This window comes from Bacillus sp. LR_5 (genome assembly GCF_042709275.1).
In genome coordinates, this window is record NZ_JAVAXX010000069.1 from 1 (window position 1) to 26,025 (window position 26,025).

The following is a 26,025-nucleotide window of genomic DNA, read 5'->3' on the forward strand; positions in this document are numbered from 1 at the left end:
ATCAGGTTGACTTTTCCTTCGTATGTACAAATGTCACCTGCTGCAAAGAAGCCTTCGATATTTGTTTCCATTGTTGATTTCACGACAATGGAATTTTTCTCGATGTCCAGGCCCCAGTTTTTGATCGGTCCAAGAGATGAAACGAAACCGTAGTTGACGATTAAGTCATCAATTTCTAAAATCTCTTTGCGGTCGCCTTTCACTTCTTCAAGCACTAGCTGTTCGATTTTGCCTTCGCCGATCAGCTCCGCAGGGACGAATGGTGTCAGGACATTAACCTTCGACGCATGAAGGTTTTCCACACTGTGCTCGTGCGCACGGAACTTGTCACGGCGGTGAATGATCGATACTTCTTTTGCGATCGGCTCAAGCATAAGCGCCCAGTCAACCGCGGAATCTCCACCGCCAAGGATCGCAACGCGTCTGCCGGCAAATTTTTGCAGATCATCAACGAAGTAATGGAGGTTTTTGCCTTCATACTGCTCGGCATTTTCAAGTTCCAGCTTTCTCGGTTTGAATGCGCCGTTTCCTGCAGTGATGATGACCGTTTTAGAGTAGTGGGTTTCTTCATTTGTTACAAGCTTAAACACGCCGTCCGCTTGTTTCTCAACAGATTCAACCGCTTGCTCCAGACAAATGGTTTGGTCGAATTTTGCCATTTGCTCTTTTAGGTTATTGATAAGCTCTTGCGCACGGATTTTCGGGAATCCCGCTACATCATATATATACTTCTCAGGGTATAGGGCGCTAAGCTGTCCGCCGAGCTGAGGCAGGCTTTCGATAATTTTGACGCTTGCCTGTCTCATCCCGCCGTAAAAAGCGGTGAATAAGCCGACCGGTCCCCCGCCTATAATTGTAATATCATAAACCTTTGTATCCTCTCGCATACGAAAATTGCCTCCTAAATGAAAATTGTTATTAATTATACCATATTGCCGTTCAAATTGACGAGTCAGCAGAAAAAATCGTAAGGATCTAACGTGCCCATCCGTTCTTGAAAATATTTCCGCAGGCCGCTACGATAATAACCAAATGAAATGATCTTTTTCTGAATGTTTCTTGGGCCAGCCGGATAAACATGATAATAGTGCTACGGGTAAGGACTTCACAAAAAACTTTTCAATATATTTCATAAAATCCCGCCAATAAGCTGAAGCTAACACAAATGATGATTTTATTATGGGTCTAACAAAAGCAAAAAAAGAGAAGGTGGATGTGATGGCATTGAATAAGCCCAAAATCGTGATTTTAGGTGCAGGATATGGTGGATTGATGACGGTGACAAGGCTGACGAAGTATGTCGGGCCGAATGATGCTGACATTACGCTTGTAAATAAACACAATTATCATTATGAAACGACATGGATGCATGAAGCGAGCGCGGGTACGCTCCATCATGACCGCTGCCGTTATCAGATAAAAGATGTAATCAACCAGTCACGGGTGAATTTTGTACAGGATACTGTAAAGGCAATCAAAATTGATGAGAAAAAAGTTGTGCTTGCGAATGGAGAATTGCAGTACGATTATTTAGTCATCGGGCTCGGCGCCGTGCCTGAAACGTTCGGCATTAAAGGCTTAAAAGAATATGCGTTTCCGATTGCCAACATCAACACGTCGCGCCTGCTGCGGGAACATATTGAGCTGCAGTTTGCGACTTACAATACGGAAGCGGAAAAACGGCCGGACAGGTTAACGATCGTTGTTGGCGGTGCCGGATTTACGGGAATTGAATTTCTTGGCGAACTGGCTGCTCGCGTGCCGGAGCTCTGTAAGGAATATGACGTTGACAGAAGCCTTGTCCGCATCATTTGTGTGGAAGCAGCGCCGACCGTTTTGCCGGGCTTTGATCCGGAACTTGTTGATTACGCCGTACATTATCTTGAGGAAAACGGAGTTGAGTTCAAGATCGGAACGGCTGTACAAGAATGTACACCAGAAGGAGTCAGAGTCGGCAAAAAAGATGAAGAACCAGAGCAGATCAAATCGCAAACCGTTGTATGGGCGGCAGGTGTCCGCGGCCATCCGATTGTGGAGGAAGCCGGTTTTGAGAATATGCGCGGCCGAGTCAAAGTCAACCCTGATCTCCGCGCCCCGGGACATGACAATGTCTTTATTCTCGGCGACAGCTCGCTGTTTATGAATGAAGATACAGAGCGCCCGTATCCTCCGACTGCGCAAATTGCAATGCAGCAGGGCATAACGGTCGCTAAAAACCTTGGCAGGCTTATTAAAGGCGGAGAGCTTGAGGAATTCAAGCCGGACATTAAGGGAACAGTGGCTTCTCTTGGCGAGCATAACGCGGTTGGGGTTGTTTATGGCAGAAAGCTGAAAGGCACGCCCGCTTCGTTTATGAAAAAAGTCATTGATAACCGCTCGCTGTTTATGATTGGCGGACTCGGACTGACACTGAAAAAAGGCAAGTTCAAGTTTTTCTAAAAACCCGCGGAAGCGGGTTTTCTTTATTAAAAAACGCCAAAATAAAAAGAGAACGAGAGGAAAACAAGTATGTTTCCGCTTACATCAAAAGATTTGTCACATGATCTGACTTTATTGTTGACAGCTTGATATGGTATATTATCAGAAAATTGAGAAAAAATGGTGATGATTAGATGAAAACTGCAACGACAACCGCTTCACATGCATGCCCATTTTGTTCAGGGAAAGGATATTTTCAATTGATTCTCGGCGGTTCAGAGACTTGTCCGTCTTGCCAGGGGACAGGAAAAGACAGTCATTCTTTTTCCAGCCGTTGACTTTATTTCAGCCCCCGCGTTACACTAAAAACAACGCAGGGGGGGTGGAATAGGTTGATTAGTCTGCCAGTCGTAATCATCTCAATTGTTTTGTTTTTTGTCTTGTTTTTTGGAATCGGTTTCTTATTAAACATGCTGCTGAGAATGTCTTGGATTATGGCTGTGATTTATCCGATTGTATGCCTTTTCATTATCAGCAAAGAAAAGCTGATCAGCTATGTCCAGTCGCCGGGAGAATCCTTTGCCAGCCTGTTTCATCGTGTCTTATCATTAGCGGCTGCCGATGTGCTGATTTTAGTCAGCGGTTTGGCCGGCGCCATCGTGTCCGGTATAGCGATCAACATGCTCAGAAAAAGAGGATATCAAATGTTTTAAATGCCGCTTTCTTCTAAAGAAAGCTTTTTTTATGCGTTCAGCTCATTCACCATTTTGAATAATGCTCTCTCCACTTGGGAACAATGATTCGGAGGAGAGGTGAATGATGTTGAATATGATCAGACGTTTGCTGATGACCTGTTTATTTCTGCTTGCATTTGGCACGACATTTTTATCAGTGTCAGGAATTGAAGCGAAGGACTTGTCAAAATGGGTGCAGGAACATCAGGAAAAGCACTTGAAGCATGCAGGACTGACATTAAAAGCATTGCAGCAGAAACAAACACAAACCACGTCCGCGGCTGAGGATAAAACAAAACCGTTAGAAGAGGCATTTGATTGGAATGAATATCCAGTCCAAAGAGTAACAGCAACAGGCTACACAGCAGGAGCTGAGTCGACGGGCAAAAATCCCGGTGATCCATTATACGGGCTTACATATTCAGGTGTGAAAGTGAAACGGGATTTATATTCCACGGTTGCTGCTGACCCGTCCGTTTTCCCGATCGGAACAATTTTATTCATTCCGAACTACGGTCTCGGAGTTGTGGCCGACACAGGATCAGCTATTAAGGGAAACCGCCTTGATCTGTACTTTGAGACAGTCAAAGATGTATACAATGAATGGGGCAAAAAAACCCTTGATGTATATGTGATTAAAAAGGGAACGGGAAAGATTACCGAGGATGAGCTTGAGAAGCTCAATGAAACAAAATCTTTGCAAGTGTTCAGAAATCAATATAAAACTGTGAAAGAATAAAACGCTCCAGCGAAAGCAGGAGCGTTTTTTTACATGAAAAAGTAAGCGAGTACCAATGTCAGTAAAATACCTGTTAATCCTCCGAAAAAGACTTCGATCGGCTGATGTCCGAGAAGCTCTTTCAGCTTTTTTTGCTTTTCTTTCTCTGCAGCCTTAGGGAAGTCCTTCGCTTCATTTACGAAACGGTTAAAATCAATAACAAGCTTATTAATGACTGTTGCCTGCTCACCGGCGTGACGTCTGACACCAGTTGCGTCAAACATGGTTATGACGGCGAAAATGGCGGAAACCGCAAAGAGTGAGGAGTCTAATCCATGCTCCAAGGCTACTCCTGTAGAAAGCGCAGTGACCGCTGCGGAGTGAGAGCTGGGCATGCCGCCTGTGCTTGTGACCAGCGACCAGTCCAGTTTTCTGGACACGATAAACTGTATGGGCACTTTGATGACCTGAGCAAAAATAATTGCGGCCAGGCTTGATAATAAAGGAAAATTCGTTAAAAGTTCCATCGGCGACATCCTTTCTATTTGAAAAATCCTTCGTGTTTCAAAAGAAAAAAGCAAGTCTTAGACTGTTGTTTGTTAAAATAAGTATAGTGGAAAGAATGTTTTTCCTATTATACCATTGTTCATTACAAATACCCATTACGTTAGGAGTGTAAGCCTCATGTTTTATGCGGTTCAACAATCAGAGCATACAGAAACCCTTGTGGTCGGGCTTTTTCAAAAAAGCCAGCTGACAGGAAAAGCGTTGGAAATTGATGAAATGCTCGAAGGCCATCTGACACAGCTTTTAAAAGAGGGTGATGTCTCTGCGAAACCGAATCAAGTATCAAAAGTATTCCCTCCATCTTCTGCGGGTATGAAACGGATTTATTTCGTTGGTCTGGGGAGAGAAGCTAATTATTCGTTTGAACAGGCGAAGGAACGTTTTGCTCATGTTTTTCAAGCCATTCATAAAGATCGAAAACAAGAAACTGCTGTCCTGCTTGATACGTTTATTTCGGAAGACGTGCCTCCAGCCGATGCCGCTCATGCTTTAGCTGAGAGCTGCCTGCTTGCTTCCTATGAGGTGCAGGATTATAAGCACAAATCAAATGAGCCTGACAAACAAATTGAAGCCGTGTATGTTGTAACAGATGAAGATACACAGGAAGTGCAGGCAGGGCTTCGCGTCGGCCAGGCATACGGACAAGGGACAAATTCGGCTAGAACGCTGGTGAATATGCCGGGAAACATGCTGACAGCGACTGACCTCGCTTCGTATGCTGAAGAGCTTGCGGCGAAATATGATTTTGAGTGTGAGATATTGGAGAAATCAGAGATGGAAGAGCTCGGTATGGGCGGAATACTTGCGGTAAACCAAGGCTCCACCGAACCGCCGAAAATGATTGTGTTGAAATATCAGGGCAAAAAGGAATGGGAAGACGTCGTCGGACTAGTCGGGAAAGGAATTACCTTTGACACAGGCGGCTACTCCATTAAAACGAAATCTGGAATTGTCGGCATGAAATCAGATATGGGAGGAGCAGCTGCGGTTCTCGGGGCTATGGAAACGATCGGAGAGCTTCGTCCTGAGCAAAACGTGCTGTGCGTTATTCCATCAACCGATAATATGATCTCCGGCGGGGCCATGAAGCCGGATGACGTGATCGTATCTTTAAGCGGAAAAACAATAGAAATCCTTAATACGGATGCTGAAGGAAGGCTAGTGCTTGCAGATGGCATTACATACGCGAAACAGCATGGCGCGTCAGTTCTTGTCGATGTAGCTACGCTTACCGGCGGCGTCGTTGTGGCATTAGGAACAGAAACAACCGGTGCAATGACAAATGATCAAAGCTTTTACCAGCAGGTAGCTGATGCTGCACAAGAGTGCGGCGAGGCAATCTGGCAGCTGCCGATAACAGAGAAGGATAAAAAACGCGTGAAAAGCAGCCAAATGGCGGATCTCAACAATTCACCGGGACGCGAGGGACATGCGATTATGGCAGGAACGTTTCTTGGTGAATTCGCTGAGTCAACACCTTGGGTTCACCTTGATATTGCAGGAACAGCGACTGCCAATAAAGCAACCTGCTTCGGGCCGGCCGGGGCTACTGGCGTTATGGCAAGAACACTGGCTACACTTGCGGAGCGATTTACATTGGAAGAAGATAAAAACGAGTAATGAAAAATCCCTGCTGTATGATGCGGCAGGGATTTTTTCTTCCGAAATCTTTAGTTGACTAAAGTGGATCGGTTATGATACGATACGTTCGTACTTTATTTATCTACTACATTAGCAAACTAAAGGATTTTTGGAGGGGTATCATCATGAATGCAGTCGTCATCGCAGTCCTGCTTATGCTTGTATTAAGCCTGCTGCGTGTCAATATTGTTATCGCATTAATTATAGGCGCCTTGGCCGGCGGGTTAACAGGCGGGCTCGGTCTTGGCGAAACGGTTAAAGCTTTCACAGACGGTCTCGGCGGAAATGCCACCGTTGCAGTTAGCTATGCCATGCTTGGCGCGTTTGCCGCCGCTTTGACGAAAACGGGTCTTCCGGACGCAATGGTGGAAGCCTCCGTTAAATTAATCGGAAATAAAGAAGATTCTCGAAAAAAAGCACTGTCTAAGGTGCTGATTGTGCTGATTATTTTAATTGTATCTTGTTTTTCGCAAAACGTCGTTCCGGTTCACATCGCGTTTATCCCGGTGCTGATTCCGCCGCTTTTGAAAATCTTTAATGAACTTGAAATGGACCGCCGTCTGATCGCGTGTGTAATTACATTTGGCTTAACGGCTCCTTATATTTTGCTTCCGGTCGGTTTCGGCCAAATCTTCCAAGGCATGCTGAAGGACAATATGGCGGATGCCGGGTTAAACGTTCCGCTTGCTGACATTCCGTACGCACTGATTATTCCAGTTGCAGGTATGGTTGTCGGCCTTATTTTATCAGTGATCGTATACCGTAAACCGAAACAATATGAAACAAAAGACATTTCAGGTGCAGAAGCATCGCCATATACGAGAAAAAGTATTGGTATCGCGGTTCTAGCCATTGTTGTGTCACTCGGCGTCCAGCTTTACTTATCTCAGACTTTGGGAGTAGAAGGAATGATTATGGGGGCGCTCGCTGGTCTGATTGTTCTGTTTGTCAGCGGTGTGATGAAGCGTGATGAAGCGGACTCACTGATTACTGATGGAATGGTTTTAATGGCCTTTATCGGCTTTGTCATGCTTGTTGCAGCCGGGTTTTCAAACGTATTGACGAAAACCGGAGATGTCGAGTCACTGGTCAAAACGTCAGCTGGTTTTATCGGACACAGTCAGTCCTTGGGCGCATTGCTGATGCTCATTGTCGGCTTATTAATTACAATGGGGATCGGATCTTCTTTTGCGACCATTCCTGTTATCACAACCATTTTCGTGCCTCTATGCATGCAGCTTGGATTCAGCCCGATGGCAACGATTGCGATTATCGGGGCTGCTGCTGCGCTTGGCGATGCCGGTTCACCTGCCAGTGACAGTACGCTTGGGCCGACTTCAGGTTTGAGTGCGGACGGCCAGCATCACCACATTTGGGATACTTGTGTGCCGACATTTATATTTTATAATATCCCGCTTGTCATCTTTGGATGGATTGCAGCGCTTGTTTTATAGGAAAAAGGCTCCCCTTTACTGGGGAGCCTTTTCTCGTTATGATAAAAAAACCGTCCAATAGGACGGTTTTTTTACGTAGATGATATGTGATTTCTGTTAAAGCCGGTTGCTTTATGAATAGAGCGGTAGATTGCTGGTGCGATAAACGACAGTATCACAGCCAGCGCTGTATCTTTTACCATAAACCAAATCATAAAGCCCCAAGCCGTGTCGTAGCTCACTGGCGTATGAATCCACAGCTTCAGTGCAAGATACATATAGGTAGTGCCGATGAAATACATGATCGCCGTTCCGATAAGTGAAGCAATGAGAAATCGAATTTTACTTGGCTGAATGTTTCGTTCTAAAAACCATCCCGCTGCAAATGCTGCCGGAATGTATGAGATAATAAACCCGCCGCTTTTCCCTGCAAACGGTGCGAAGCCTGCTGAAAATTGAGCAAACACAGGCGCTCCGGCCAATCCGACAAGTGCATATACAATCATGGCAATCGCTGCCCGTTTGCTGCCAAGAAGCAAAGCTGCCAAGAGACAGAAAAACGGCTGCATCGAAAGCGGAATGCCGGCTACTTGTAAAAAGGGTGCTACTGATGTAATGTTGGCCCCGACAGCCATAAGTGCGGCGAACATGCCAATCAGCGCCATATCTCCCGCACGAAGTTTACGTTGTTTCATCGTTGTTCCCCCTTAGGTTGACATACACAATCATAGAGTAATAAAGAACAAAAAGATTGTCAACATGATTTTAATTTAGGTTAACAAAAAGGAGGCCCATATGTATTTCGGAAAAACAAGACAGTCCGATCAATCTGGAAGAGTGCCGCCAAATCAAAACGTCACCACTTCATTTCCTGTGCTTCATACCGGAGATGTCCCATATTACGAAGATATGACGAAATGGAATCTTCAAGTATACGGTTTGGTTGACCATCCGATGCTGCTAAGCTTTGAAGATGTCAAAGCCTTTCCACGGTATGAATCGAAAAACGACATTCATTGCGTCACGGGATGGTCAAGGCTTGATAATGTGTGGCAAGGCGTGCGGGCTTGTGATATAGCGGAAAAAGCGGGTGTAAAAGAAGAAGCGGGCTACGTCATTTTACATGCTGAAGAGGGCTGGACGACCAATCTGCCGCTTGATGATTTCTTAGCGGAAACTTCCCTTCTGGCTTATGCGCATAATGGCGAACCTTTAACCCCTGAACACGGCTTTCCGCTGCGGGGTGTATTTCCGCATCTGTATTTTTGGAAAAGCGCCAAGTGGCTGCGCGGCATCCAATTTACGAAAGAAAATCACCCTGGCTTTTGGGAGCGGAATGGCTATCACATGAGAGGCGACCCTTGGCAAAATCAAAGGTTTACATGGGATTAAGGTTCTATTTCAAATAGGACAATACGCATCTTTATTAGGTTTTTACTTCCATATTGATAGTCTGCAGGTACCTTATTTGATCAAGGTGCCTTTTTTATTCGGGAAAAAGTTGACTTTCTTTGGAAGAAAACCTATTATTTGAGGTGTCTAGTTGATAGTGAAAATCATTATCATACATTGCGGTTTAGTTTAAGGAGAGGAATGTCGTACTGCATGAAAGAACAAACAACAGACCGGACAAATGGCGGGACATCAAACGCATTTACGATTCCTGGTACGGAAGTGCGTATGATGTCTTCACGCAATGAAAACCGTACCTATCACATTTTTATCTCGAAACCTAGTACGCCGCCGCCACCCGCTGGTTATCCTGTGATTTATCTGCTGGATGCCAATTCTGTCTTCGGAACGATGACGGAAGCCGTTCGAATACAGGGACGCCGACCCGAAAAAACCGGGGTGATCCCTGCAGTGATCGTCGGCATTGGCTATGAGACAGCGGAGCCGTTCTCCTCAGCACGCCACCGGGATTTTACAATGCCAACAGCCCAATCGAAGCTGCCGGAAAGGCCCGACGGCAGAGAATGGCCGGAGCATGGCGGAGCGGAGGGCTTTTTCAGATTTATTGAAGAGGATTTAAAACCGGAGATAGAACGAGATTACCAGATTGATAAAAAAAGACAAACAATCTTTGGCCATTCGCTCGGAGGGCTTTTCGTGCTGCAGGTGCTGCTAACAAAGCCCGATGCGTTTCAAACGTATATCGCGGGAAGTCCGTCCATTCATTGGAATAAACCGTTTATTCTCGAGAAAACGGACCATTTCGTCTCTCTCACCAAGAAAAACAATCAGCCTATCAATATCCTGCTTGCCGCAGGAGAATTGGAGCAGCATCATAAAAGCCGGATGAACGACAATGCGAGGGAGCTTTATGAGCGGCTGGCCGTTTTATCTGAACAAGGCATACGGGCAGAATTTTGCGAGTTTTCAGGAGAAGGACATATTTCAGTTCTTCCTGTTTTGGTCAGCCGGGCGCTGCGTTTTGCGCTTCACCCTGACGGACCGCATCTTTCAATGGGCTGAGACATACTCAGCCTTGCCTTTAAAAAAATATTTGTCACTGAAATTATATTTGACTGTCACATGACATTTGGATATGATTATTTTTATAATTGATAATGATAATCATTATCAATAGATTGTGTTTTTCAAGGCACAGCAGTCTTTTTCGCTGGATGTCTGTTCGGCATTTTGAGCGAAGAAAGGAATTGATGATATGAATGCAAAGAGTATAGAGGGAAAAATTGCTTTTATAACAGGGGCTGCCCAAGGAATAGGCGAAGCTGTTGCGCGGACGCTTGCCAGTCAAGGCGCACATATTGCGGCAGTTGATTATAATCCTGAAAAGCTGGAAAAGGTTGTGAGCAGCCTCAAAGCAGAAGGCCGCCATGCAGAAGCTTTTCCTGCGGATGTGAGAGACAGCGCAGCGATTGATGAGATCACGGCGCGCATCGAACGTGAAATGGGGCCGATTGATATTTTAGTGAATGTAGCGGGTGTCCTTCGCCCGGGACTGATCCATTCGCTTAGCGATGAGGAATGGGAGGCGACGTTCTCAGTGAATTCGACTGGCGTATTTAACGCCTCGCGTTCAGTCAGCAAATATATGATGGACCGAAGATCGGGTTCGATTGTAACAGTCGGATCGAATGCTGCCGGTGTACCAAGAACATCTATGGCGGCATATGCGTCTTCAAAGGCTGCGGCTGTGATGTTTACGAAATGCCTTGGCCTTGAGCTTGCAGAATACAATATTCGCTGCAACATTGTATCTCCCGGATCAACGGAAACAGACATGCAGTGGTCATTATGGGCCGACGAGAATGGAGCGGAGCAAGTCATAAAAGGATCACTTGAGACATTTAAAACAGGGATCCCGCTCAAAAAACTAGCCAAGCCTTCGGATATTGCGGATGCGGTGCTCTTTTTGGTTTCTGGCCAGGCAGGGCATATTACGATGCATAATTTATGCGTAGATGGCGGCGCGACCTTAGGCGTGTAACTGAATTTAAAGGAGGTTCATGAGAATGTTGGATCAAAACGTTATAACAGAAACAAAAGCGGAGCATTTGCTTCATGAATATCAGCCGGGCGCCTTTTTCTTAGCGTCTCCTCATCGTGTACTGTTAGCGAAAGGTATATGTGAAATCGTACCGGAGGCAGACGGGCAAAACCAAATGGAAACCCTTTCTGGCCGAATTGCAGAGGCGTTACGTCAGGCAAAACAATCAGGGCAAAGCCGGCCGCTTGTTGTCGGGGCCGTTCCTTTTGATCAAGTAAAAGCAGCGCGGCTCGTTGTACCTGAAGAAGTGCGCTGGTCAGGACCGCTTCAATTTGATCATGAGGAAAAGGAACAGCAGGCAGGGCATACATACCACATAAAGCCTGTTCCTGAACCTGAGGATTATAAAAATGGTGTTGAACAAGGGCTGACACGCATTGCCGATGGAACACTCAGCAAAATCGTCCTGTCCAGGTCGCTGCATTTGACATCGCCTGAACCGATTCAGACGGATGAATTGCTTCGCCATCTGGCTCAGCATAACACGCATGGCTACACGTTTGCCGCAGACGTGTCCAGTCAGGAGGAAACGTCTCCCCGCCGAACATTGCTCGGAGCAAGTCCGGAGCTTCTCGTTTCAAGGATGGGAACACAGGTCGTTTCCAACCCATTAGCCGGCTCAAGGCCGCGCAGTAATGATCCTGTTGAAGACCAGCGCCGGGCAGCTGAATTGCTTTCTTCCGCAAAGGATCTTCATGAGCACGCGGTTGTCGCTGACGCGGTTGCGGCAGCGCTGAGACCTTTCTGCCGGACGCTAGAGGTTCCGGAGAAGCCTTCACTGATCAAAACGGAAACGATGTGGCACCTGTCCAGCGTGATTAAGGGAGAGCTTTCCGACCCGTCTGTAACCGCACTTGAATTGGCGGCGGCTCTCCACCCGACGCCAGCAGTCTGCGGAACACCGACTGATCTTGCAAGAGAAGCGATTCTCAGCATTGAACCATTTGACCGCGGTTTCTTTACCGGCATGGTCGGATGGTGTGACGATGCCGGTGACGGAGAATGGATCGTGACCATCCGTTGTGCAGAAGCAGAAGAACGCTCACTCCGCCTGTATGCTGGAGCTGGTGTTGTGGCCGGTTCAAAGCCCGAGGACGAGCTTCAGGAGACGTCCGCAAAGTTTCGGACAATGCTGAGGGCAATGGGCGTGGATCACATATGAACAGAATGAATTGCTGGAGGGATACAACATGCTGAAAGGATTTACGCCTTGGCCTGATGAGTTAGCTGAGACCTATCGAAAGAACGGCTGCTGGGCCGGCGAGACGTTTGGAGATTTGTTAAGAGACCGGGCAACCAAATATGGCGACCGCATTGCGATTACATGCGGGAACACCCATTGGAGCTATCGAGAGCTTGACACAAGGGCCGATCGCCTGGCTGCCGGATTTCAAAAGCTCGGCATTCAACAGATGGATCGTGTTGTGGTGCAGCTGCCAAATATCAAAGAGTTTTTTGAAGTCATTTTCGCGCTTTTCCGTCTGGGGGCGCTTCCAGTCTTCGCACTGCCTTCTCATCGAAGCAGTGAAATTACATATTTTTGCGAGTTTGCTGAAGCGGCTGCATATATCATTCCCGACGCTTATTCCGGTTTTGACTACCGTACGCTTGCCAGACAGGTTCAAAGTAAGCTGCCGACTTTGAAAAACATCATTGTCGCAGGTGAGGCAGAGGAATTTTTGCCGCTCGAGGATTTGCATATAGAACCTGTAAAACTGCCTGAAGTCAAATCTTCGGATGTGGCGTTCCTCCAGCTTTCTGGCGGGAGCACCGGGCTATCGAAACTGATTCCGAGGACCCACGATGACTACATATACAGCCTGAAGCGGAGTGTGGAGGTCTGCTGGCTCGACCACAGCACGGTGTACTTGGCCGCGCTGCCGATGGCACACAATTATCCGCTGAGCTCACCTGGCGTTCTCGGCGTATTATACGCTGGAGGAAGAGTGGTATTATCTCCTTCTCCAAGTCCAGATGACGCATTTCCTTTAATTGAACGGGAAAAGGTCACGATAACCGCTCTTGTTCCGCCTCTTGCGATGGTATGGATGGATGCGGCATCCTCACGCCGTGACGATTTATCCAGCCTTCAAGTGCTGCAGGTCGGCGGTGCCAAGTTTAGTGCTGAAGCCGCGCGCAGGGTAAAAGCTGTTTTCGGCTGCACGCTGCAGCAGGTGTTCGGAATGGCAGAGGGTCTCGTCAATTATACGAGATTGGATGATCCTGAGGAGATCATTGTCAACACCCAAGGAAAACCGATGTCCCCATATGATGAAGTGCGTGTTTGGGATGATCATGATCGCGACGTAAAACCTGGTGAAACAGGCCATTTGCTGACGCGGGGACCGTATACAATTCGAGGTTACTATAAGGCAGAAGAGCATAACGCCGCTTCATTTACTGAGGACGGTTTTTACCGTACGGGTGATATCGTCAGGCTGACACGAGACGGGTATATTGTCGTTGAAGGCCGGGCGAAGGATCAAATTAACCGTGGAGGAGAAAAGGTTGCGGCTGAAGAGGTGGAAAATCATCTGCTGGCGCATCCGGCTGTCCATGATGCGGCAATGGTCTCCATGCCTGATCAATTTCTTGGCGAGAGATCTTGTGTGTTCATTATTCCCCGGGATGAAGCCCCAAAAGCCGCAGAGCTTAAAGCATTTTTGAGAGAGCGCGGACTGGCGGCATATAAAATCCCTGATCGAGTTGAATTTGTCGAATCCTTTCCGCAGACAGGGGTAGGAAAGGTAAGCAAAAAGGCTCTTCGTGAAGCTATTTCCGAGAAACTTCTTGCAGGGTCAAAAAAATAAATCAACAATTTGAGAGGAAGTGTTCATATGGCTATACCTGCCATTCAGCCGTATCAAATGCCGACAGCATCTGATATGCCGCAAAACAAAGTCTCATGGGTGCCTGATCCAAATCGGGCGGTCCTATTAATACACGATATGCAAAATTATTTTGTCGATGCTTTCACAGCGGAAGCATCTCCGGTAATAGAGCTTTCAGCGAATATACGAAAGCTGAAGAATCAATGTGTTCAGCTTGGGATTCCTGTTGTCTATACCGCACAGCCGGGAAGCCAAAATCCGGATGACCGTGCGCTGCTGACAGACTTTTGGGGCCCGGGATTAAACAGCGGTCCTTATGAGGAGAAAATTATAACCGAGCTGGCACCAGAGGATGATGATCTTGTGCTGACAAAATGGAGATACAGCGCGTTTAAGAGAACGAATCTGCTTGAAATGATGCGCAAAGAGGGACGCGATCAGCTGATCATTACAGGAATTTACGCCCATATCGGCTGTCTTGTTACAGCATGTGAAGCATTTATGGAGGATATTAAAGCCTTTTTTGTGGGAGATGCAGTTGCTGATTTTTCATTAGAAAAACATCAAATGGCGCTGGAATATGCGGCTGGACGCTGTGCGTTTACCGTGATGACTGACAGTCTTCTTGATCAGCTGCAGAATGCGCCGGCAGACGTTCAAAAAACGTCAGCAAACACTGGCAAAAAGAACGTGTTTACATGTGAGAATATCCGTAAACAAATTGCTGAGCTTCTACAAGAAACACCGGAAGACATCACAGATCAAGAGGATTTGCTCGATCGTGGTCTTGATTCGGTAAGGATCATGACATTGGTGGAACAATGGCGCCGTGAAGGGGCAGAGGTGACTTTCGTGGAATTGGCTGAACGCCCAACGATCGAAGAATGGCAGAAATTGCTCACAACCCGCAGCCAGCAAGTGCTGCCAAACGCGGATTATTTATAAAAGGAGGGTAAACAAACGGATGCCTGATACAAAAGATCTTCAATATTCTTTGACCGGGGCGCAAACTGGCATATGGTTTGCTCAGCAGCTTGATCCGGACAATCCAATCTACAATACAGCGGAATATATAGAAATCAATGGACCAATCAATATTGCTCTTTTTGAAGAAGCTTTGCGGCACGTGATCAAGGAAGCGGAATCGCTGCATGTCCGCTTCGGTGAAAATATGGACGGGCCTTGGCAGATGATAAACCCGTCTCCGGATGTACAGCTGCACGTCATTGACGTCAGCTCTGAGCCTGATCCGGAAAAAACAGCATTAAACTGGATGAAAGCTGATTTAGCAAAGCCGGTTGATTTAGGGTATGCCCCTTTGTTCAATGAAGCTCTGTTTATTGCCGGGCCTGATCGTTTCTTTTGGTATCAGCGCATTCACCATATAGCGATCGACGGCTTCGGTTTTTCCCTGATAGCCCAGCGTGTGGCAAGTACATATACTGCCCTTATAAAAGGACAAACAGCTAAAAGCCGTTCCTTTGGGTCTCTCCAGGCCATTTTGGAGGAGGATACAGATTATCGCGGATCAGAGCAGTATGAGAAGGATCGTCAATTCTGGCTGGACCGTTTTGCAGATGCACCTGAAGTTGTGAGCTTGGCTGATCGGGCGCCAAGAACATCTAACAGTTTTCTTCGTCATACGGCATATCTGCCTCCGTCTGATGTAAACGCGTTAAAAGAAGCGGCGCGCTATTTCTCAGGAAGCTGGCATGAAGTCATGATTGCGGTGTCAGCTGTTTATGTGCACCGTATGACCGGCTCTGAGGATGTTGTGCTCGGCCTGCCCATGATGGGTCGGATAGGGTCCGCGTCACTGAATGTACCGGCTATGGTGATGAACCTTCTCCCGCTCCGGCTGACGGTAAGCTCTTCGATGAGCTTTTCTGAACTGATTCAGCAAATTTCCCGGGAAATCCGCAGTATTCGGCGACATCATAAGTATCGCCATGAAGAGCTTAGGCGCGATCTGAAATTGATAGGAGAAAATCATAGATTATTTGGCCCTCAAATCAATCTTATGCCGTTTGATTACGGTCTCGACTTTGCCGGCGTCCGGGGCACAACGCATAATCTTTCAGCCGGTCCTGTTGATGATCTATCAATCAATGTATATGACAGAACAGACGGCAGCGGGCTGCGAATTGATGTTGATGCGAATCCCGAGGTATACAGTGAGTCTGATATTAAGCTTCATCAGCAGCGTATTTTGCAGCTGCTGCAAACGGCTTCTGCCGGAGAGGACATGCTGATTGGGCAAATGGAGCTTCTGTTGCCAGAGGAGAAAGAAAAAGTCATTTCTAAATGGAATGAGACGGCAAAATCCGAGAAGCTGGTCAGCCTTCAGGACATGTTCGAAAAGCAGGCAGTTCTTACGCCAGAACGTATCGCTCTCATGTGTGATGACATTCAAGTCAACTATCGAAAGCTCAATGAAGAGGCAAACCGCCTCGCGCGTCTGTTGATCGAAAAAGGGATTGGTCCGGAGCAATTTGTCGCTTTGGCGCTGCCGCGTTCCCCTGAGATGGTGGCTTCAATGCTTGGTGTGCTCAAGACTGGTGCGGCGTATCTCCCCCTTGATCCGGAGTTTCCAGCCGACCGCATTTCTTACATGCTGGAGGATGCGAAACCTTCATGCATCATAACGACTGAGGAAATAGCAGCCAGTCTGCCTGATGACCTGGCTGTACCTGAGCTTGTGCTTGATCAGGCTGTTACACAGGAGATTATAAAACGCTATTCGCCGGAAAATCAGGATGTATCGGTTTCGCTTGACCATCCTGCGTATATCATCTATACCTCAGGATCAACAGGAAGACCGAAGGGAGTCGTTGTGACACAGAAAAGCTTAAGCAATTTTCTGCTGTCTATGCAGGAGGCATTTTCTCTAGGAGAAGAAGACAGGCTGTTGGCTGTGACGACTGTCGCTTTTGATATTTCAGCATTGGAGTTATATCTTCCGCTGATTAGCGGAGCGCAAATCGTGATCGCAAAGAAAGAAACGATCCGTGAGCCGCAGGCATTAGCTCAAATGATTGAAAATTTCGATATTAACATTATGCAGGCGACACCGACACTGTGGCACGCTTTGGTAACGAGTGAACCTGAGAAACTTCGGGGGCTTAGAGTGCTTGTAGGAGGCGAGGCGCTGCCGAGCGGTCTTTTGCAGGCGCTTCAGGACCTTCATTGTTCAGTCACGAACTTATACGGTCCCACTGAAACAACGATTTGGTCTGCCGCAGCTTTTCTTGAAGAAGGGCTGAAGGGCGTTCCTCCGATTGGGAAACCGATTTGGAACACGCAGGTGTATGTGCTTGATAATGGATTGCAGCCGGTGCCGCCGGGCGTTGTCGGAGAGCTTTATATTGCAGGAACCGGCTTGGCCAGAGGTTATTTCCATCGTCCTGATTTAACGGCGGAGCGCTTCGTTGCAGATCCATACGGACCGCCGGGAACTCGGATGTATCGGACCGGAGACCAGGCCCGCTGGCGCGCCGATGGGTCTTTGGATTATATCGGGCGGGCGGATCATCAAATCAAAATTCGCGGATTCCGAATTGAACTTGGAGAAATTGATGCCGTGCTTGCCAATCACCCGCACATTGAACAGGCCGCGGTTGTCGTACGGGAAGATCAGCCGGGAGACAAACGATTGGCGGCTTATGTAGTCGCTGATGCTGCTATTGATACTGCAGAGCTTCGTCGTTATATGGGGGCTAGTCTTCCTGATTATATGGTACCGGCGGCGTTTGTGGAGATGGACGAGCTGCCATTAACACCTAATGGCAAGCTTGACCGGAATGCACTGCCGGCACCAGACTTCAGCACATCTGTCAGTGATCGGGCCCCGCGGACTCCTCAGGAAGAGATATTGTGTGACTTGTTTGCAGAGGTTCTCGGTTTGGCACGCGTCGGTATCGATGACAGTTTCTTCGAGCTTGGGGGCCATTCTCTTCTTGCAGCCCGTCTGATGAGCCGCATTCGCGAGGTAATGGGAGCCGAACTTGGTATCGCCAAGCTCTTTGACGAACCGACAGTAGCCGGACTCGCTGCCCATCTTGATTTGGCGCAGAGTGCACGTCCCGCTTTGCAGAGAGCTGAGCGGCCTGAAAAGATCCCGCTCTCATTTGCCCAGCGCCGGCTATGGTTCCTGCATTGTCTGGAAGGACCGAGTCCTACTTATAATATTCCGGTTGCTGTCCGTTTGTCAGGTGAGTTGGATCAAGGATTGCTGAAAGCGGCACTTTATGACCTCGTCTGCCGTCATGAAAGCCTTCGGACAATCTTCCCTGAATCACAGGGGACATCCTATCAGCATATTTTAGATGCTGATCAAGCCTGTCCCGAGTTACATGTTACTGAAATTGCTGAGAAGGAGCTTTCTGATCGGCTTGCCGAAGCTGTACGCTACAGCTTTGATCTTGCAGCTGAACCTGCTTTTCGTGCCGAGCTTTTTGTGATCGGTCCTGACGAGTATGTGCTGCTTCTTCTCGTCCATCATATTGTCGGGGACGGCTGGTCCTTAACACCGCTGACCCGAGACCTTGGGACGGCTTATGCGGCTCGCTGCCACGGACGATCTCCAGAATGGGCGCCTCTTGCTGTGCAGTATGCAGACTATGCGCTTTGGCAGCAAGAACTGCTTGGAAACGAGGATGATCCAAATAGCTTGATTGCGGGACAGCTTGCTTTCTGGAAAGAAACCTTGAAAAACCTGCCTGATCAGCTTGAGCTGCCAACCGATTATTCACGTCCGGCTGAGCCGAGTCATGATGGAGATACGATTCATTTTCGTATTGAGCCCGAGCTTCATAAGCGATTGCAGGAGCTGGCTCGCGCAAATAGGGTGAGCCTGTTTATGGTGCTTCAATCCGGTCTCGCCGCTTTATTGACAAGGCTCGGGGCGGGCACCGACATTCCGATCGGCAGTCCGATCGCGGGACGGAATGATGATGCGCTGGGCGATCTTGTAGGGCTGTTCATTAATACATTGGTGCTCAGAACTGATACGTCCGGTGACCCAAGCTTTCGTGAGCTTCTAGACAGAGTACGGGAAGTGAATCTGGCCGCCTATGACAATCAGGATCTGCCGTTTGAGAGACTTGTAGAGGTGCTCAATCCGGCTCGTTCGCGTGCGACGCATCCTTTATTCCAAATCATGCTTGCGTTCCAAAACACACCGGACGCTGAATTGCATCTTCCTGATATGGAGAGTAGCCTGCGAATCAACAGTGTCGGTTCTGCCAAGTTTGATTTGACGCTGGAAATCAGTGAAGATCGCCTTGCTGACGGGACACCAAACGGAATGGAAGGACTGCTTGAATACAGCACTGATCTTTTCAAGCGGGAAACTGCTCAGGCTCTTGCTGACCGTTTGATGCGGCTGTTGGAGGCTGCCGAGTCTGATCCTGACGAGCAAATCGGAAATCTGGATATTCTTGCGCCAGAGGAACGCAGCAGCATGGTGACAGATTGGCAAAGTGTATCTGAAAAGATTCCGCACGCAAGTTTGCCAGAGCAGTTTGAGAAGCAGGCTGCTTTACGTCCTGATGCCATTGCCGTTGTATATGAAGATCAGGCACTGAGCTATGCAGAGCTGAATGAAAGAGCAAACCGGCTTGCCCGAATGCTGATTAGTGAAGGTGTCGGGCCGGAGCAATTTGTGGCATTGGCACTGCCCCGATCGTTGGAAATGGCTGTCGGCCTATTGGCGGTGCTAAAGGCCGGGGCAGCTTATCTCCCTCTTGATCCGGATTATCCGGCTGATCGAATTGCTTTTATGCTAAAAGATGCACAGCCTGCGTTTATCATGACGAACACTAAAGCTGCAAATCACATTCCGCCAGTTGAAAACGTGCCGAAAATCGTGCTGGATGATCCCGAACTGGCAGAGAAACTAAACACGTACCCTGCAGAGAATCCAAAAAATAAGGATAGGACTCAGCCGCTTTCGCCTTTGAATACGGCGTATGTCATTTATACATCCGGCTCAACAGGTGTTCCAAAAGGTGTGATGATTCCTCACCAAAATGTAACACGTTTATTTGCAGCGACCGAGCACTGGTTCCGTTTCAGCTCAGATGATATCTGGACCATGTTCCATTCCTATGCGTTTGATTTTTCGGTGTGGGAGATCTGGGGTCCTCTGCTGCATGGCGGACGTCTTGTAATCGTGCCTCACCACGTCAGCAGATCGCCAGAAGCGTTTCTGCGCCTGCTTGTCAAAGAGGGTGTGACTGTTCTGAACCAGACACCATCTGCTTTCTATCAGTTTATGCAGGCGGAACGGGAACAGCCGGATCTCGGACAGACACTCAGTCTGCGCTATGTCATTTTTGGCGGAGAAGCGCTTGAACTCAGCCGTTTAGAGGATTGGTACAACCGCCACCCTGAAAATAGACCGCAGCTTATCAATATGTATGGTATTACAGAAACGACGGTGCATGTGAGCTATATCGAATTAGACCGAAGCATGGCAGCTTTACGGGCAAACAGCTTGATCGGCTGCGGCATTCCCGATCTTGGTGTATACGTGCTGGATGAACGCCTGCAGCCGGTCCCGCAGGGTGTTGCCGGAGAGCTGTATGTATCAGGAGCGGGGTTAGCACGAGGTTATCTAGGCCGGCCTGGTTTAACATCTGAACGCTTCATAGCTGATCCGTTCGGTCCTCCAGGCACCCGGATGTACCGCACTGGGGATGTGGCCCGCCTCCGCGCTGACGGTTCTCTCGACTATGTCGGCCGTGCAGACCATCAAGTGAAAATTCGGGGATTCCGGATTGAATTGGGAGAAATTGAAGCAGCGCTTGTTCAGCATCCGCAGCTTGAAGATGCGGCAGTGATCGTTCGTGAGGATCAGCCGGGAGATAAACGGTTGGCAGCTTATGTCATCTCTTCGGAAGAAACATTTGATACGGCGGAACTGCGCAGATATGCTGCTGAGAGACTGCCGGATTACATGGTGCCTGCTGCCTTTGTGACGATGAAAGAATTGCCGCTGACACCGAATGGAAAGCTTGATCGTAAAGCACTGCCCGCTCCGGATTTCGCAGCGGCAGTGACAGGACGAGGACCGAGAACGCCGCAGGAAGAAATTCTCTGTGACCTCTTTATGGAGGTGCTTCACTTGCCGCGTGTAGGCATTGATGACCGTTTCTTTGATTTAGGCGGACATTCCTTGCTTGCTGTACAGCTCATGAGCCGCATTCGTGAAGCGCTCGGCGTTGAACTCAGCATCGGCAACTTGTTCGAAGCACCTACTGTAGCCGGGCTCGCTGAAAGACTTGAAATGGGATCAAGCCAAAGCGCTCTTGACGTTCTGCTGCCGCTCCGAACAAGCGGAGACAAGCCTCCTTTATTCTGTGTTCATCCGGCAGGGGGGCTCAGCTGGTGTTATGCCGGTTTGATGACCAATATAGGAACAGATTATCCGATCTACGGCTTGCAGGCACGAGGAATCGGGCAGCGCGAGGAGCTTCCGAAAACACTTGATGACATGGCTGCCGATTACATTAAACAAATCCGAACGGTCCAGCCAAAAGGCCCGTACCATCTGCTGGGCTGGTCCCTGGGCGGGAATGTCGTTCAAGCGATGGCTACCCAGCTGCAAAATCAAGGAGAAGAAGTATCCCTGTTGGTGATGCTGGACGCCTATCCGAACCACTTCCTTCCTATAAAAGAGGCACCGGATGATGAGGAAGCGCTTATTGCCCTTCTGGCGTTAGGCGGGTACGATCCAGACAGCTTAGGGGACAAACCGCTAGATTTTGAAGCGGCGATTGAGATTCTTCGCCGTGACGGCAGTGCGCTTGCGAGCCTGGATGATACGGTCATTTTAAATTTGAAGAATACGTATGTCAATTCTGTCGGCATTTTAGGTTCCTATAAGCCGAAAACCTTCCGCGGAAATGTTTTGTTTTTCAGATCAACAATCATTCCTGAATGGTTTGACCCGATTGAACCTGACTCGTGGAAGCCTTATATTAACGGACAGATTGAACAAATCGACATCGACTGCCGTCATAAAGATTTATGTCAGCCGGAACCTCTGGCTCAAATCGGCAAGGTTCTCGCTGTCAAACTGGAAGAGTTGAATAAATAAGGGAGGAGAAATAGAATGGCAAATCCTTTTGAAAATGCGGATGGCACGTATTTGGTGCTGGTCAATGAAGAAGGCCAATATTCCCTATGGCCCGGTTTTATAGATGTGCCGAGCGGCTGGACAGTCGTTCATGAGCAAAAAGGGCGTGAAGCTTGTTTGGACTATATCCAATCGCATTGGAGCGATATGAGGCCAAACAGCCTAAAGACTGTTGAAAATGTGTAATCTGATCAAAAAGAGACTGCTAGCCGCAGTCTCTTCAGCGTGTCGATAAACCCTCGCATTCGTTGTCAAGTCTGCGCGTTGGTGCTCACGAATTAGAACATTCGCTCCGCTCCAATGCTCATCTTTCCTAGAGTTCAAGGGTTTTCAATCACGCTGAAAACATGACAAAATCCTAAAGCTTTTAAAACGCTTTAGGATTTTGTCAACAAACTTCCGAAGAGACTGCTCGCCGCAGTCTCTTTTTCTATCTTACGCAGACGTTTGGGTATGATCACAATCTCTGACCGGGTTTCCGTTTTCATCGGTACACCAAGATTGGGATAAAAACGCTAAAAACACAGCGGCCCACTGATCTGCAAACTGAATCAGAATACCCCCGTCATGCCAAGAGCCGTTGTCTTTTTTCCAGCGCGTATCCATTGCATTCCCTTGATTCATATGGATATTGTGCATTCCGTTAGTCGGGGTAAAGCCGAATATTTTATCTGCAGCCTGTTCAGGGCCGAATTTTGAACCGAATATATAAACCGGCGCTTTCTCATCTTGTGCTTTCTTCATATAGGTTTCAATAAAATCATTTAAATCATTATCAGGTCCTGTGATTTCATGAGGCAAAGGCTTCATTTCCCGCGGGTCAAACAAATTGCCCCGCACATAATCCAGTGCCACTTCACGGTTTGCTTCATTGATCCTTGTATATCCATACGGCATGTTCGGAAGGATGGTAATTGAGCCCGAATCAAACTGATCGTCAGCCAAATACAATACTTCAGATTCCTCAGAACTGGACATCACATTGATGGCGCACCTGTAATACGTATTCTCTTCACCGAGCATTTTGACTTGGAAATGAGGACTGTCATCATCTGTTTCCCGCTTCATGTCTAAGACTATGCCTTTTAACACGCCATATTGCTGAACAGCCATATGAATCCTCCTTTATGATCAACTTCATAGTCATAATTCGTGAAATGGTCTCTTTTTTCCTTTTAAAAAATAAAAAAGCCTGCAGAAATCTTTCTGCAAGCTCATTGTGAATTAAGCACCCGCCACAGATGATTCATCCTGTAAAGCTTTCTCGGCAGGAACATACTCATAGCCTAGATCTCTTGCTACAGCTTCATAGGTCACGTGTCCGTTTGCGGTGTTTAAACCCGCTCTCAGTGCCGCATTGTCTGCGAGCGCTTTTACTGCCCCTTTGTTCGCGATTTGCAGCGCGTATGGAACAGTAACGTTAGTCAGGGCGATTGTTGACGTACGAGGGACTGCGCCCGGCATGTTCGCTACAGCATAATGCACAACCCCGTGTTTTTCATATGTTGGCTGATCATGTGTTGTGATATGGTCGACAGTTTCGACGATGCCGCCTTGGTCGATCGCTACATCAACAATGACTGAACCAGGTTTCATTTGTTTTACCATTTCCTCAGTGACAAGAGTCGGAGCTTTAGCACCCGGAATTAATACCGCGCAAATGAGGAGATCCGCTTCCGCTACAGCATCAGCAATATTGACCGGATTAGAAATTAACGTTTTAATCTGATGGCCGAAGATGTCATCAAGCTGGCGCAAGCGGTCTGCGTTTAAGTCAATGATCGTCACATCTGCACCGAGGCCGACAGCCATTTTCGCCGCGTTTGTCCCGACAACGCCTCCTCCGATAATCGTTACTTTTCCGCGAGAAACGCCCGGCACCCCGGCAAGCAGAATGCCTTTTCCGCCTTTAGGCTTTTCTAAGAATTGAGCGCCGATTTGCGCTGCCATTCTGCCCGCAACCTCTGACATTGGCGTGAGAAGAGGCAATGTCCGGCCTTCACTGACCGTTTCATATGCGATGGCAGTTACTCCTTTATCCTTCAAGGCCTGTGCAAGCTCAGGCTCAGCTGCTAAATGAAGGTACGTAAACAGCACAAGTCCTTTGCGAAAATAAACATATTCTTCCGGCAGCGGTTCTTTTACCTTCATGACCATTTCGGCGTCCCAGACCTGCTTCGGATCAGCAATGATTTCCGCTCCTGCTGACTCATAGGCTTCATTTTCAAATCCGCTTCCAAGGCCCGCGCCTGTTTCAACCAGCACCCGGTGGCCGTTTGAAATGAGCTGAGAAACGCCCCCGGGTGTTAATGCGACACGGTTTTCATTGTTTTTTATCTCTTTAGGAACCCCTATGATCATATCTGTCTCCTCCTGTATCTGTGATATTTTTAGTGTAGCTTGATATTTTGGAAAATTCTTTGTTTGATTAAGAAAATAAAAAAACATGGATTTGTGAAATTTCACAAATCCATGTGCCGAAGTTTGATATCTAAATAGATGGTGAATTTTTGATTCACATTTTTCAAATCAATTTCAGCGATCTGGCTGATTCGTTTGAGACGGTAATTCAGCGTATTAACGTGTATATTTAACAGCTTGGAAGCCGTATTCACGTTGCTGTCCGCTTCAATAAAGCGCTCTAGCGTCTCTACCATATTTGACTGGTGATCCCGGTCATATTGTTCCAGTTTGGAAAGCGAGTAATTATAATGGCCCGCCTGTTTCCGTTTTTCATTTAAGACATCTAAGTATTGATAAATGCCTAACTCAGAAAAGCTGAAAAGATGTTTGGTCTCTTCAGCGAACCGTTCCTTCGTTTTTAAGACGGACAATGCTTCCTGATAGGAGCGGGAGACAAAAGAAATAGAGTTGTATATTCCGCCAAAAGCGATAGAAACGTCTTCTATTTTATACCGCTCCTTCAGCTGTTTTTGCGTACTTAAAGCAAACTGTTTTAAATCTTGAAAAGGATGATCTGTTTTGGGTGAGGTTAATATAATAAGTTCATTGGAATCTACGGTCGCCAGCAGCACGTAAACCTGCTGGGTCGTTTCCTGTAAATATTGCAGCTGCTGTTCGATTTTTTCAGTCAGCTCGCCATTTATGCGGATGATCATAACGGAAAACTCTGAAGGAGCGGCCATTCCAAGCTTATGGAACCCATCCGCCATATCATCCTCCTGATGGATGTGTCCGGTCAGCATTTTCCAGAAAAATTCTTGGCTGCGTTCTTCATTTTTCGTTTTTCTGATTTGAAGTTTGAGAAGTTTGTTTTTCACTGCTTTTGCCGCCATTTGCAATGTCAGCAGATCTTCATCGGACAATGTTTTTTGGATCTCAAGCGCCCATATGAAGCCAAGTACTTGCTTGTTTTTCCAAATCGAAATAGCGACGCGATTGCTCAACCCGACTTCATCAATTTGCTTGACTCTGATCGGCTGGTCCGTTTTTAAGAGAGCTGGAATTGTCCCATCTTTCCACAACTTGTTAATCACCTTCTCCGGTACCCTTCTGCCAATAATGGTAGACGTCCGGGCAGGGTCTGTGCAGTCGCTGTGTGTACTGTAGGCAAGCAGCTTGTGGTTAACATCCTCTATGGTGATCGGGCAACGCAGAACGTCGCTGATATGATCAGCCACATCTTCAAGTCTGTCAAAACTATATTTAAACGGATCATTCGGCATGGTCATAAATCTCCCTACTTTTCGTGCTTGATTTCTCTTTGACATCTCATCCCCTTCCTTTTATTATGATTGTTGTTGTTTGTGAAAATCAACAACAAAGAACAGAAGCAAAAAAACAATTTCATGAGAGAAACGTTCTATATACATTTGGCGGTGTAATCGCCTTTTTGCAGGACAGTGTATGCCTCATATAATACGACAGCTTATCCTATTAATCTTCTAAGAAAGTCATCGGAGGCAAGACTAATTAAGGAAAGAAAAAACTGAACCTTTCAGAAATGGTGCTGTAGCATCAAATTTTCTGAAAGGTTTTTTTTGGGAGTTGGAGCGTTATTTGGGTCTT

The 26,025-nt window shown here is 47.4% G+C and carries 20 protein-coding genes; 14 read left to right on the forward strand and 6 right to left on the reverse strand.

All coding sequences use genetic code 11. The features are described from left to right. The coding region (gene yumC, locus RAC86_RS15745; RefSeq protein WP_377885852.1) for a ferredoxin--NADP reductase 2 at positions 1-887 on the reverse strand (887 nt) is incomplete at its 3' end. Positions 888-1,218: 331 nt separating this feature from the next. On the opposite strand from yumC, the gene RAC86_RS15750 reads away from it, so the two are divergent. The 4 genes from RAC86_RS15750 to spsC all read left to right on the forward strand — a co-directional run bounded on the left by RAC86_RS15750 (position 1,219) and on the right by spsC (position 3,891). Continuing rightward, positions 1,219-2,439 (forward strand): NAD(P)/FAD-dependent oxidoreductase, encoded by a 1,221-nt coding sequence (locus RAC86_RS15750; protein WP_010886605.1) that lies wholly within the window; start codon positions 1,219-1,221, stop codon positions 2,437-2,439. Between the two features lie 173 nt (positions 2,440-2,612). Beyond that, positions 2,613-2,756 carry a YuiA family protein gene (locus tag RAC86_RS15755; protein WP_003243733.1) on the forward strand — a complete coding sequence of 48 codons (144 nt, stop codon included), beginning with the start codon at positions 2,613-2,615 and terminating at the stop codon, positions 2,754-2,756. Between the two features lie 54 nt (positions 2,757-2,810). Beyond that, a complete protein-coding gene (locus RAC86_RS15760; protein ID WP_003243877.1) occupies positions 2,811-3,131 on the forward strand; it encodes a YuiB family protein in 321 nt (106 codons plus the stop codon). A 103-nt stretch (positions 3,132-3,234) separates the two neighbouring features. Next, positions 3,235-3,891, forward strand: coding sequence for a stationary phase survival protein SpsC (gene spsC, locus RAC86_RS15765; protein WP_015251313.1), 657 nt, complete (start codon positions 3,235-3,237; stop codon positions 3,889-3,891). Between the two features lie 29 nt (positions 3,892-3,920). On the opposite strand, the gene RAC86_RS15770 is transcribed toward spsC, so the two are convergent. After that, on the reverse strand, positions 3,921-4,397 hold the full coding sequence (locus RAC86_RS15770; protein ID WP_003244337.1) for a divergent PAP2 family protein: 477 nt from the start codon (positions 4,395-4,397) through the stop codon (positions 3,921-3,923). 157 nt (positions 4,398-4,554) lie between these two features. Here RAC86_RS15770 and RAC86_RS15775 point away from each other — a divergent pair, with 157 nt between their 5' ends. Together RAC86_RS15775 and RAC86_RS15780 are read left to right on the forward strand one after the other, a co-directional pair. Continuing rightward, the gene (locus tag RAC86_RS15775) at positions 4,555-6,057 is read left to right on the forward strand and encodes a leucyl aminopeptidase (RefSeq protein ID WP_015251314.1); all 1,503 of its coding nucleotides are present in this window, start codon (positions 4,555-4,557) and stop codon (positions 6,055-6,057) included. 146 nt (positions 6,058-6,203) lie between these two features. Then, on the forward strand, positions 6,204-7,532 hold the full coding sequence (locus tag RAC86_RS15780) for a Na+/H+ antiporter family protein (RefSeq protein ID WP_003228736.1): 1,329 nt from the start codon (positions 6,204-6,206) through the stop codon (positions 7,530-7,532). Between the two features lie 71 nt (positions 7,533-7,603). On the opposite strand, the gene RAC86_RS15785 is transcribed toward RAC86_RS15780, so the two are convergent. Beyond that, complete coding sequence (locus tag RAC86_RS15785; RefSeq protein WP_038429556.1) at positions 7,604-8,206, reverse strand: biotin transporter BioY; 603 nt, start codon at positions 8,204-8,206, stop codon at positions 7,604-7,606. Between the two features lie 100 nt (positions 8,207-8,306). Between RAC86_RS15785 and RAC86_RS15790 the strand changes: the two genes are divergently transcribed. The 8 genes from RAC86_RS15790 to RAC86_RS15825 all read left to right on the forward strand — a co-directional run bounded on the left by RAC86_RS15790 (position 8,307) and on the right by RAC86_RS15825 (position 22,182). Continuing rightward, entirely contained in the window at positions 8,307-8,903 is a 597-nt protein-coding gene (locus tag RAC86_RS15790) for a sulfite oxidase-like oxidoreductase (RefSeq protein WP_003228739.1), read from the forward strand. Between the two features lie 213 nt (positions 8,904-9,116). Continuing rightward, complete coding sequence (gene besA / locus RAC86_RS15795; RefSeq protein ID WP_015714637.1) at positions 9,117-9,986, forward strand: ferri-bacillibactin esterase BesA; 870 nt, start codon at positions 9,117-9,119, stop codon at positions 9,984-9,986. A gap of 193 nt (positions 9,987-10,179) precedes the next feature. Continuing rightward, positions 10,180-10,965: a 2,3-dihydro-2,3-dihydroxybenzoate dehydrogenase gene (locus RAC86_RS15800; protein WP_014480725.1), complete on the forward strand. Its 786-nt coding sequence runs from the start codon at positions 10,180-10,182 to the stop codon at positions 10,963-10,965. A 25-nt stretch (positions 10,966-10,990) separates the two neighbouring features. Continuing rightward, positions 10,991-12,187 carry an isochorismate synthase DhbC gene (dhbC, locus tag RAC86_RS15805; RefSeq protein ID WP_003228744.1) on the forward strand — a complete coding sequence of 399 codons (1,197 nt, stop codon included), beginning with the start codon at positions 10,991-10,993 and terminating at the stop codon, positions 12,185-12,187. Between the two features lie 28 nt (positions 12,188-12,215). Beyond that, a complete protein-coding gene (locus tag RAC86_RS15810; protein ID WP_377885853.1) occupies positions 12,216-13,835 on the forward strand; it encodes a (2,3-dihydroxybenzoyl)adenylate synthase in 1,620 nt (539 codons plus the stop codon). Positions 13,836-13,862: 27 nt separating this feature from the next. Then, a complete protein-coding gene (locus RAC86_RS15815) occupies positions 13,863-14,801 on the forward strand; it encodes an isochorismatase (RefSeq protein ID WP_208556430.1) in 939 nt (312 codons plus the stop codon). 19 nt (positions 14,802-14,820) lie between these two features. Continuing rightward, complete coding sequence (gene dhbF / locus RAC86_RS15820; protein ID WP_377885854.1) at positions 14,821-21,957, forward strand: non-ribosomal peptide synthetase DhbF; 7,137 nt, start codon at positions 14,821-14,823, stop codon at positions 21,955-21,957. A 15-nt stretch (positions 21,958-21,972) separates the two neighbouring features. Beyond that, positions 21,973-22,182 (forward strand): MbtH family protein, encoded by a 210-nt coding sequence (locus tag RAC86_RS15825; protein WP_003243183.1) that lies wholly within the window; start codon positions 21,973-21,975, stop codon positions 22,180-22,182. 249 nt (positions 22,183-22,431) lie between these two features. Here the strand turns inward: RAC86_RS15825 and RAC86_RS15830 are convergent, their stop codons facing one another. The 3 genes from RAC86_RS15830 to adeR all read right to left on the reverse strand — a co-directional run bounded on the left by RAC86_RS15830 (position 22,432) and on the right by adeR (position 25,727). Beyond that, on the reverse strand, positions 22,432-23,109 hold the full coding sequence (locus tag RAC86_RS15830) for a YukJ family protein (RefSeq protein WP_003228755.1): 678 nt from the start codon (positions 23,107-23,109) through the stop codon (positions 22,432-22,434). Between the two features lie 111 nt (positions 23,110-23,220). After that, entirely contained in the window at positions 23,221-24,357 is a 1,137-nt protein-coding gene (gene ald / locus RAC86_RS15835) for an alanine dehydrogenase (protein WP_014480718.1), read from the reverse strand. Between the two features lie 101 nt (positions 24,358-24,458). Beyond that, on the reverse strand, positions 24,459-25,727 hold the full coding sequence (gene adeR / locus RAC86_RS15840; RefSeq protein ID WP_010886604.1) for a sporulation transcriptional activator AdeR: 1,269 nt from the start codon (positions 25,725-25,727) through the stop codon (positions 24,459-24,461). Between the last annotated feature and the right edge of the window lie 298 nt (positions 25,728-26,025).

What these genes read in the sequence shown, in the direction of transcription:
- RAC86_RS15750 (WP_010886605.1), top strand. Translation starts at nt 1,219, where the DNA reads ATGGCATTGAATAAGCCCAAAATCGTGATTTTAGGTGCAGGATATGGT.
- RAC86_RS15755 (WP_003243733.1), top strand. Translation starts at nt 2,613, where the DNA reads ATGAAAACTGCAACGACAACCGCTTCACATGCATGCCCATTTTGTTCA.
- spsC (WP_015251313.1), top strand. Translation starts at nt 3,235, where the DNA reads ATGATGTTGAATATGATCAGACGTTTGCTGATGACCTGTTTATTTCTG.
- RAC86_RS15770 (WP_003244337.1), bottom strand. Translation starts at nt 4,397, where the DNA reads ATGGAACTTTTAACGAATTTTCCTTTATTATCAAGCCTGGCCGCAATT.
- RAC86_RS15775 (WP_015251314.1), top strand. Translation starts at nt 4,555, where the DNA reads ATGTTTTATGCGGTTCAACAATCAGAGCATACAGAAACCCTTGTGGTC.
- RAC86_RS15780 (WP_003228736.1), top strand. Translation starts at nt 6,204, where the DNA reads ATGAATGCAGTCGTCATCGCAGTCCTGCTTATGCTTGTATTAAGCCTG.
- RAC86_RS15785 (WP_038429556.1), bottom strand. Translation starts at nt 8,206, where the DNA reads ATGAAACAACGTAAACTTCGTGCGGGAGATATGGCGCTGATTGGCATG.
- RAC86_RS15790 (WP_003228739.1), top strand. Translation starts at nt 8,307, where the DNA reads ATGTATTTCGGAAAAACAAGACAGTCCGATCAATCTGGAAGAGTGCCG.
- besA (WP_015714637.1), top strand. Translation starts at nt 9,117, where the DNA reads ATGAAAGAACAAACAACAGACCGGACAAATGGCGGGACATCAAACGCA.
- RAC86_RS15800 (WP_014480725.1), top strand. Translation starts at nt 10,180, where the DNA reads ATGAATGCAAAGAGTATAGAGGGAAAAATTGCTTTTATAACAGGGGCT.
- dhbC (WP_003228744.1), top strand. Translation starts at nt 10,991, where the DNA reads ATGTTGGATCAAAACGTTATAACAGAAACAAAAGCGGAGCATTTGCTT.
- RAC86_RS15810 (WP_377885853.1), top strand. Translation starts at nt 12,216, where the DNA reads ATGCTGAAAGGATTTACGCCTTGGCCTGATGAGTTAGCTGAGACCTAT.
- RAC86_RS15815 (WP_208556430.1), top strand. Translation starts at nt 13,863, where the DNA reads ATGGCTATACCTGCCATTCAGCCGTATCAAATGCCGACAGCATCTGAT.
- dhbF (WP_377885854.1), top strand. Translation starts at nt 14,821, where the DNA reads ATGCCTGATACAAAAGATCTTCAATATTCTTTGACCGGGGCGCAAACT.
- RAC86_RS15825 (WP_003243183.1), top strand. Translation starts at nt 21,973, where the DNA reads ATGGCAAATCCTTTTGAAAATGCGGATGGCACGTATTTGGTGCTGGTC.
- RAC86_RS15830 (WP_003228755.1), bottom strand. Translation starts at nt 23,109, where the DNA reads ATGGCTGTTCAGCAATATGGCGTGTTAAAAGGCATAGTCTTAGACATG.
- ald (WP_014480718.1), bottom strand. Translation starts at nt 24,357, where the DNA reads ATGATCATAGGGGTTCCTAAAGAGATAAAAAACAATGAAAACCGTGTC.
- adeR (WP_010886604.1), bottom strand. Translation starts at nt 25,727, where the DNA reads ATGTCAAAGAGAAATCAAGCACGAAAAGTAGGGAGATTTATGACCATG.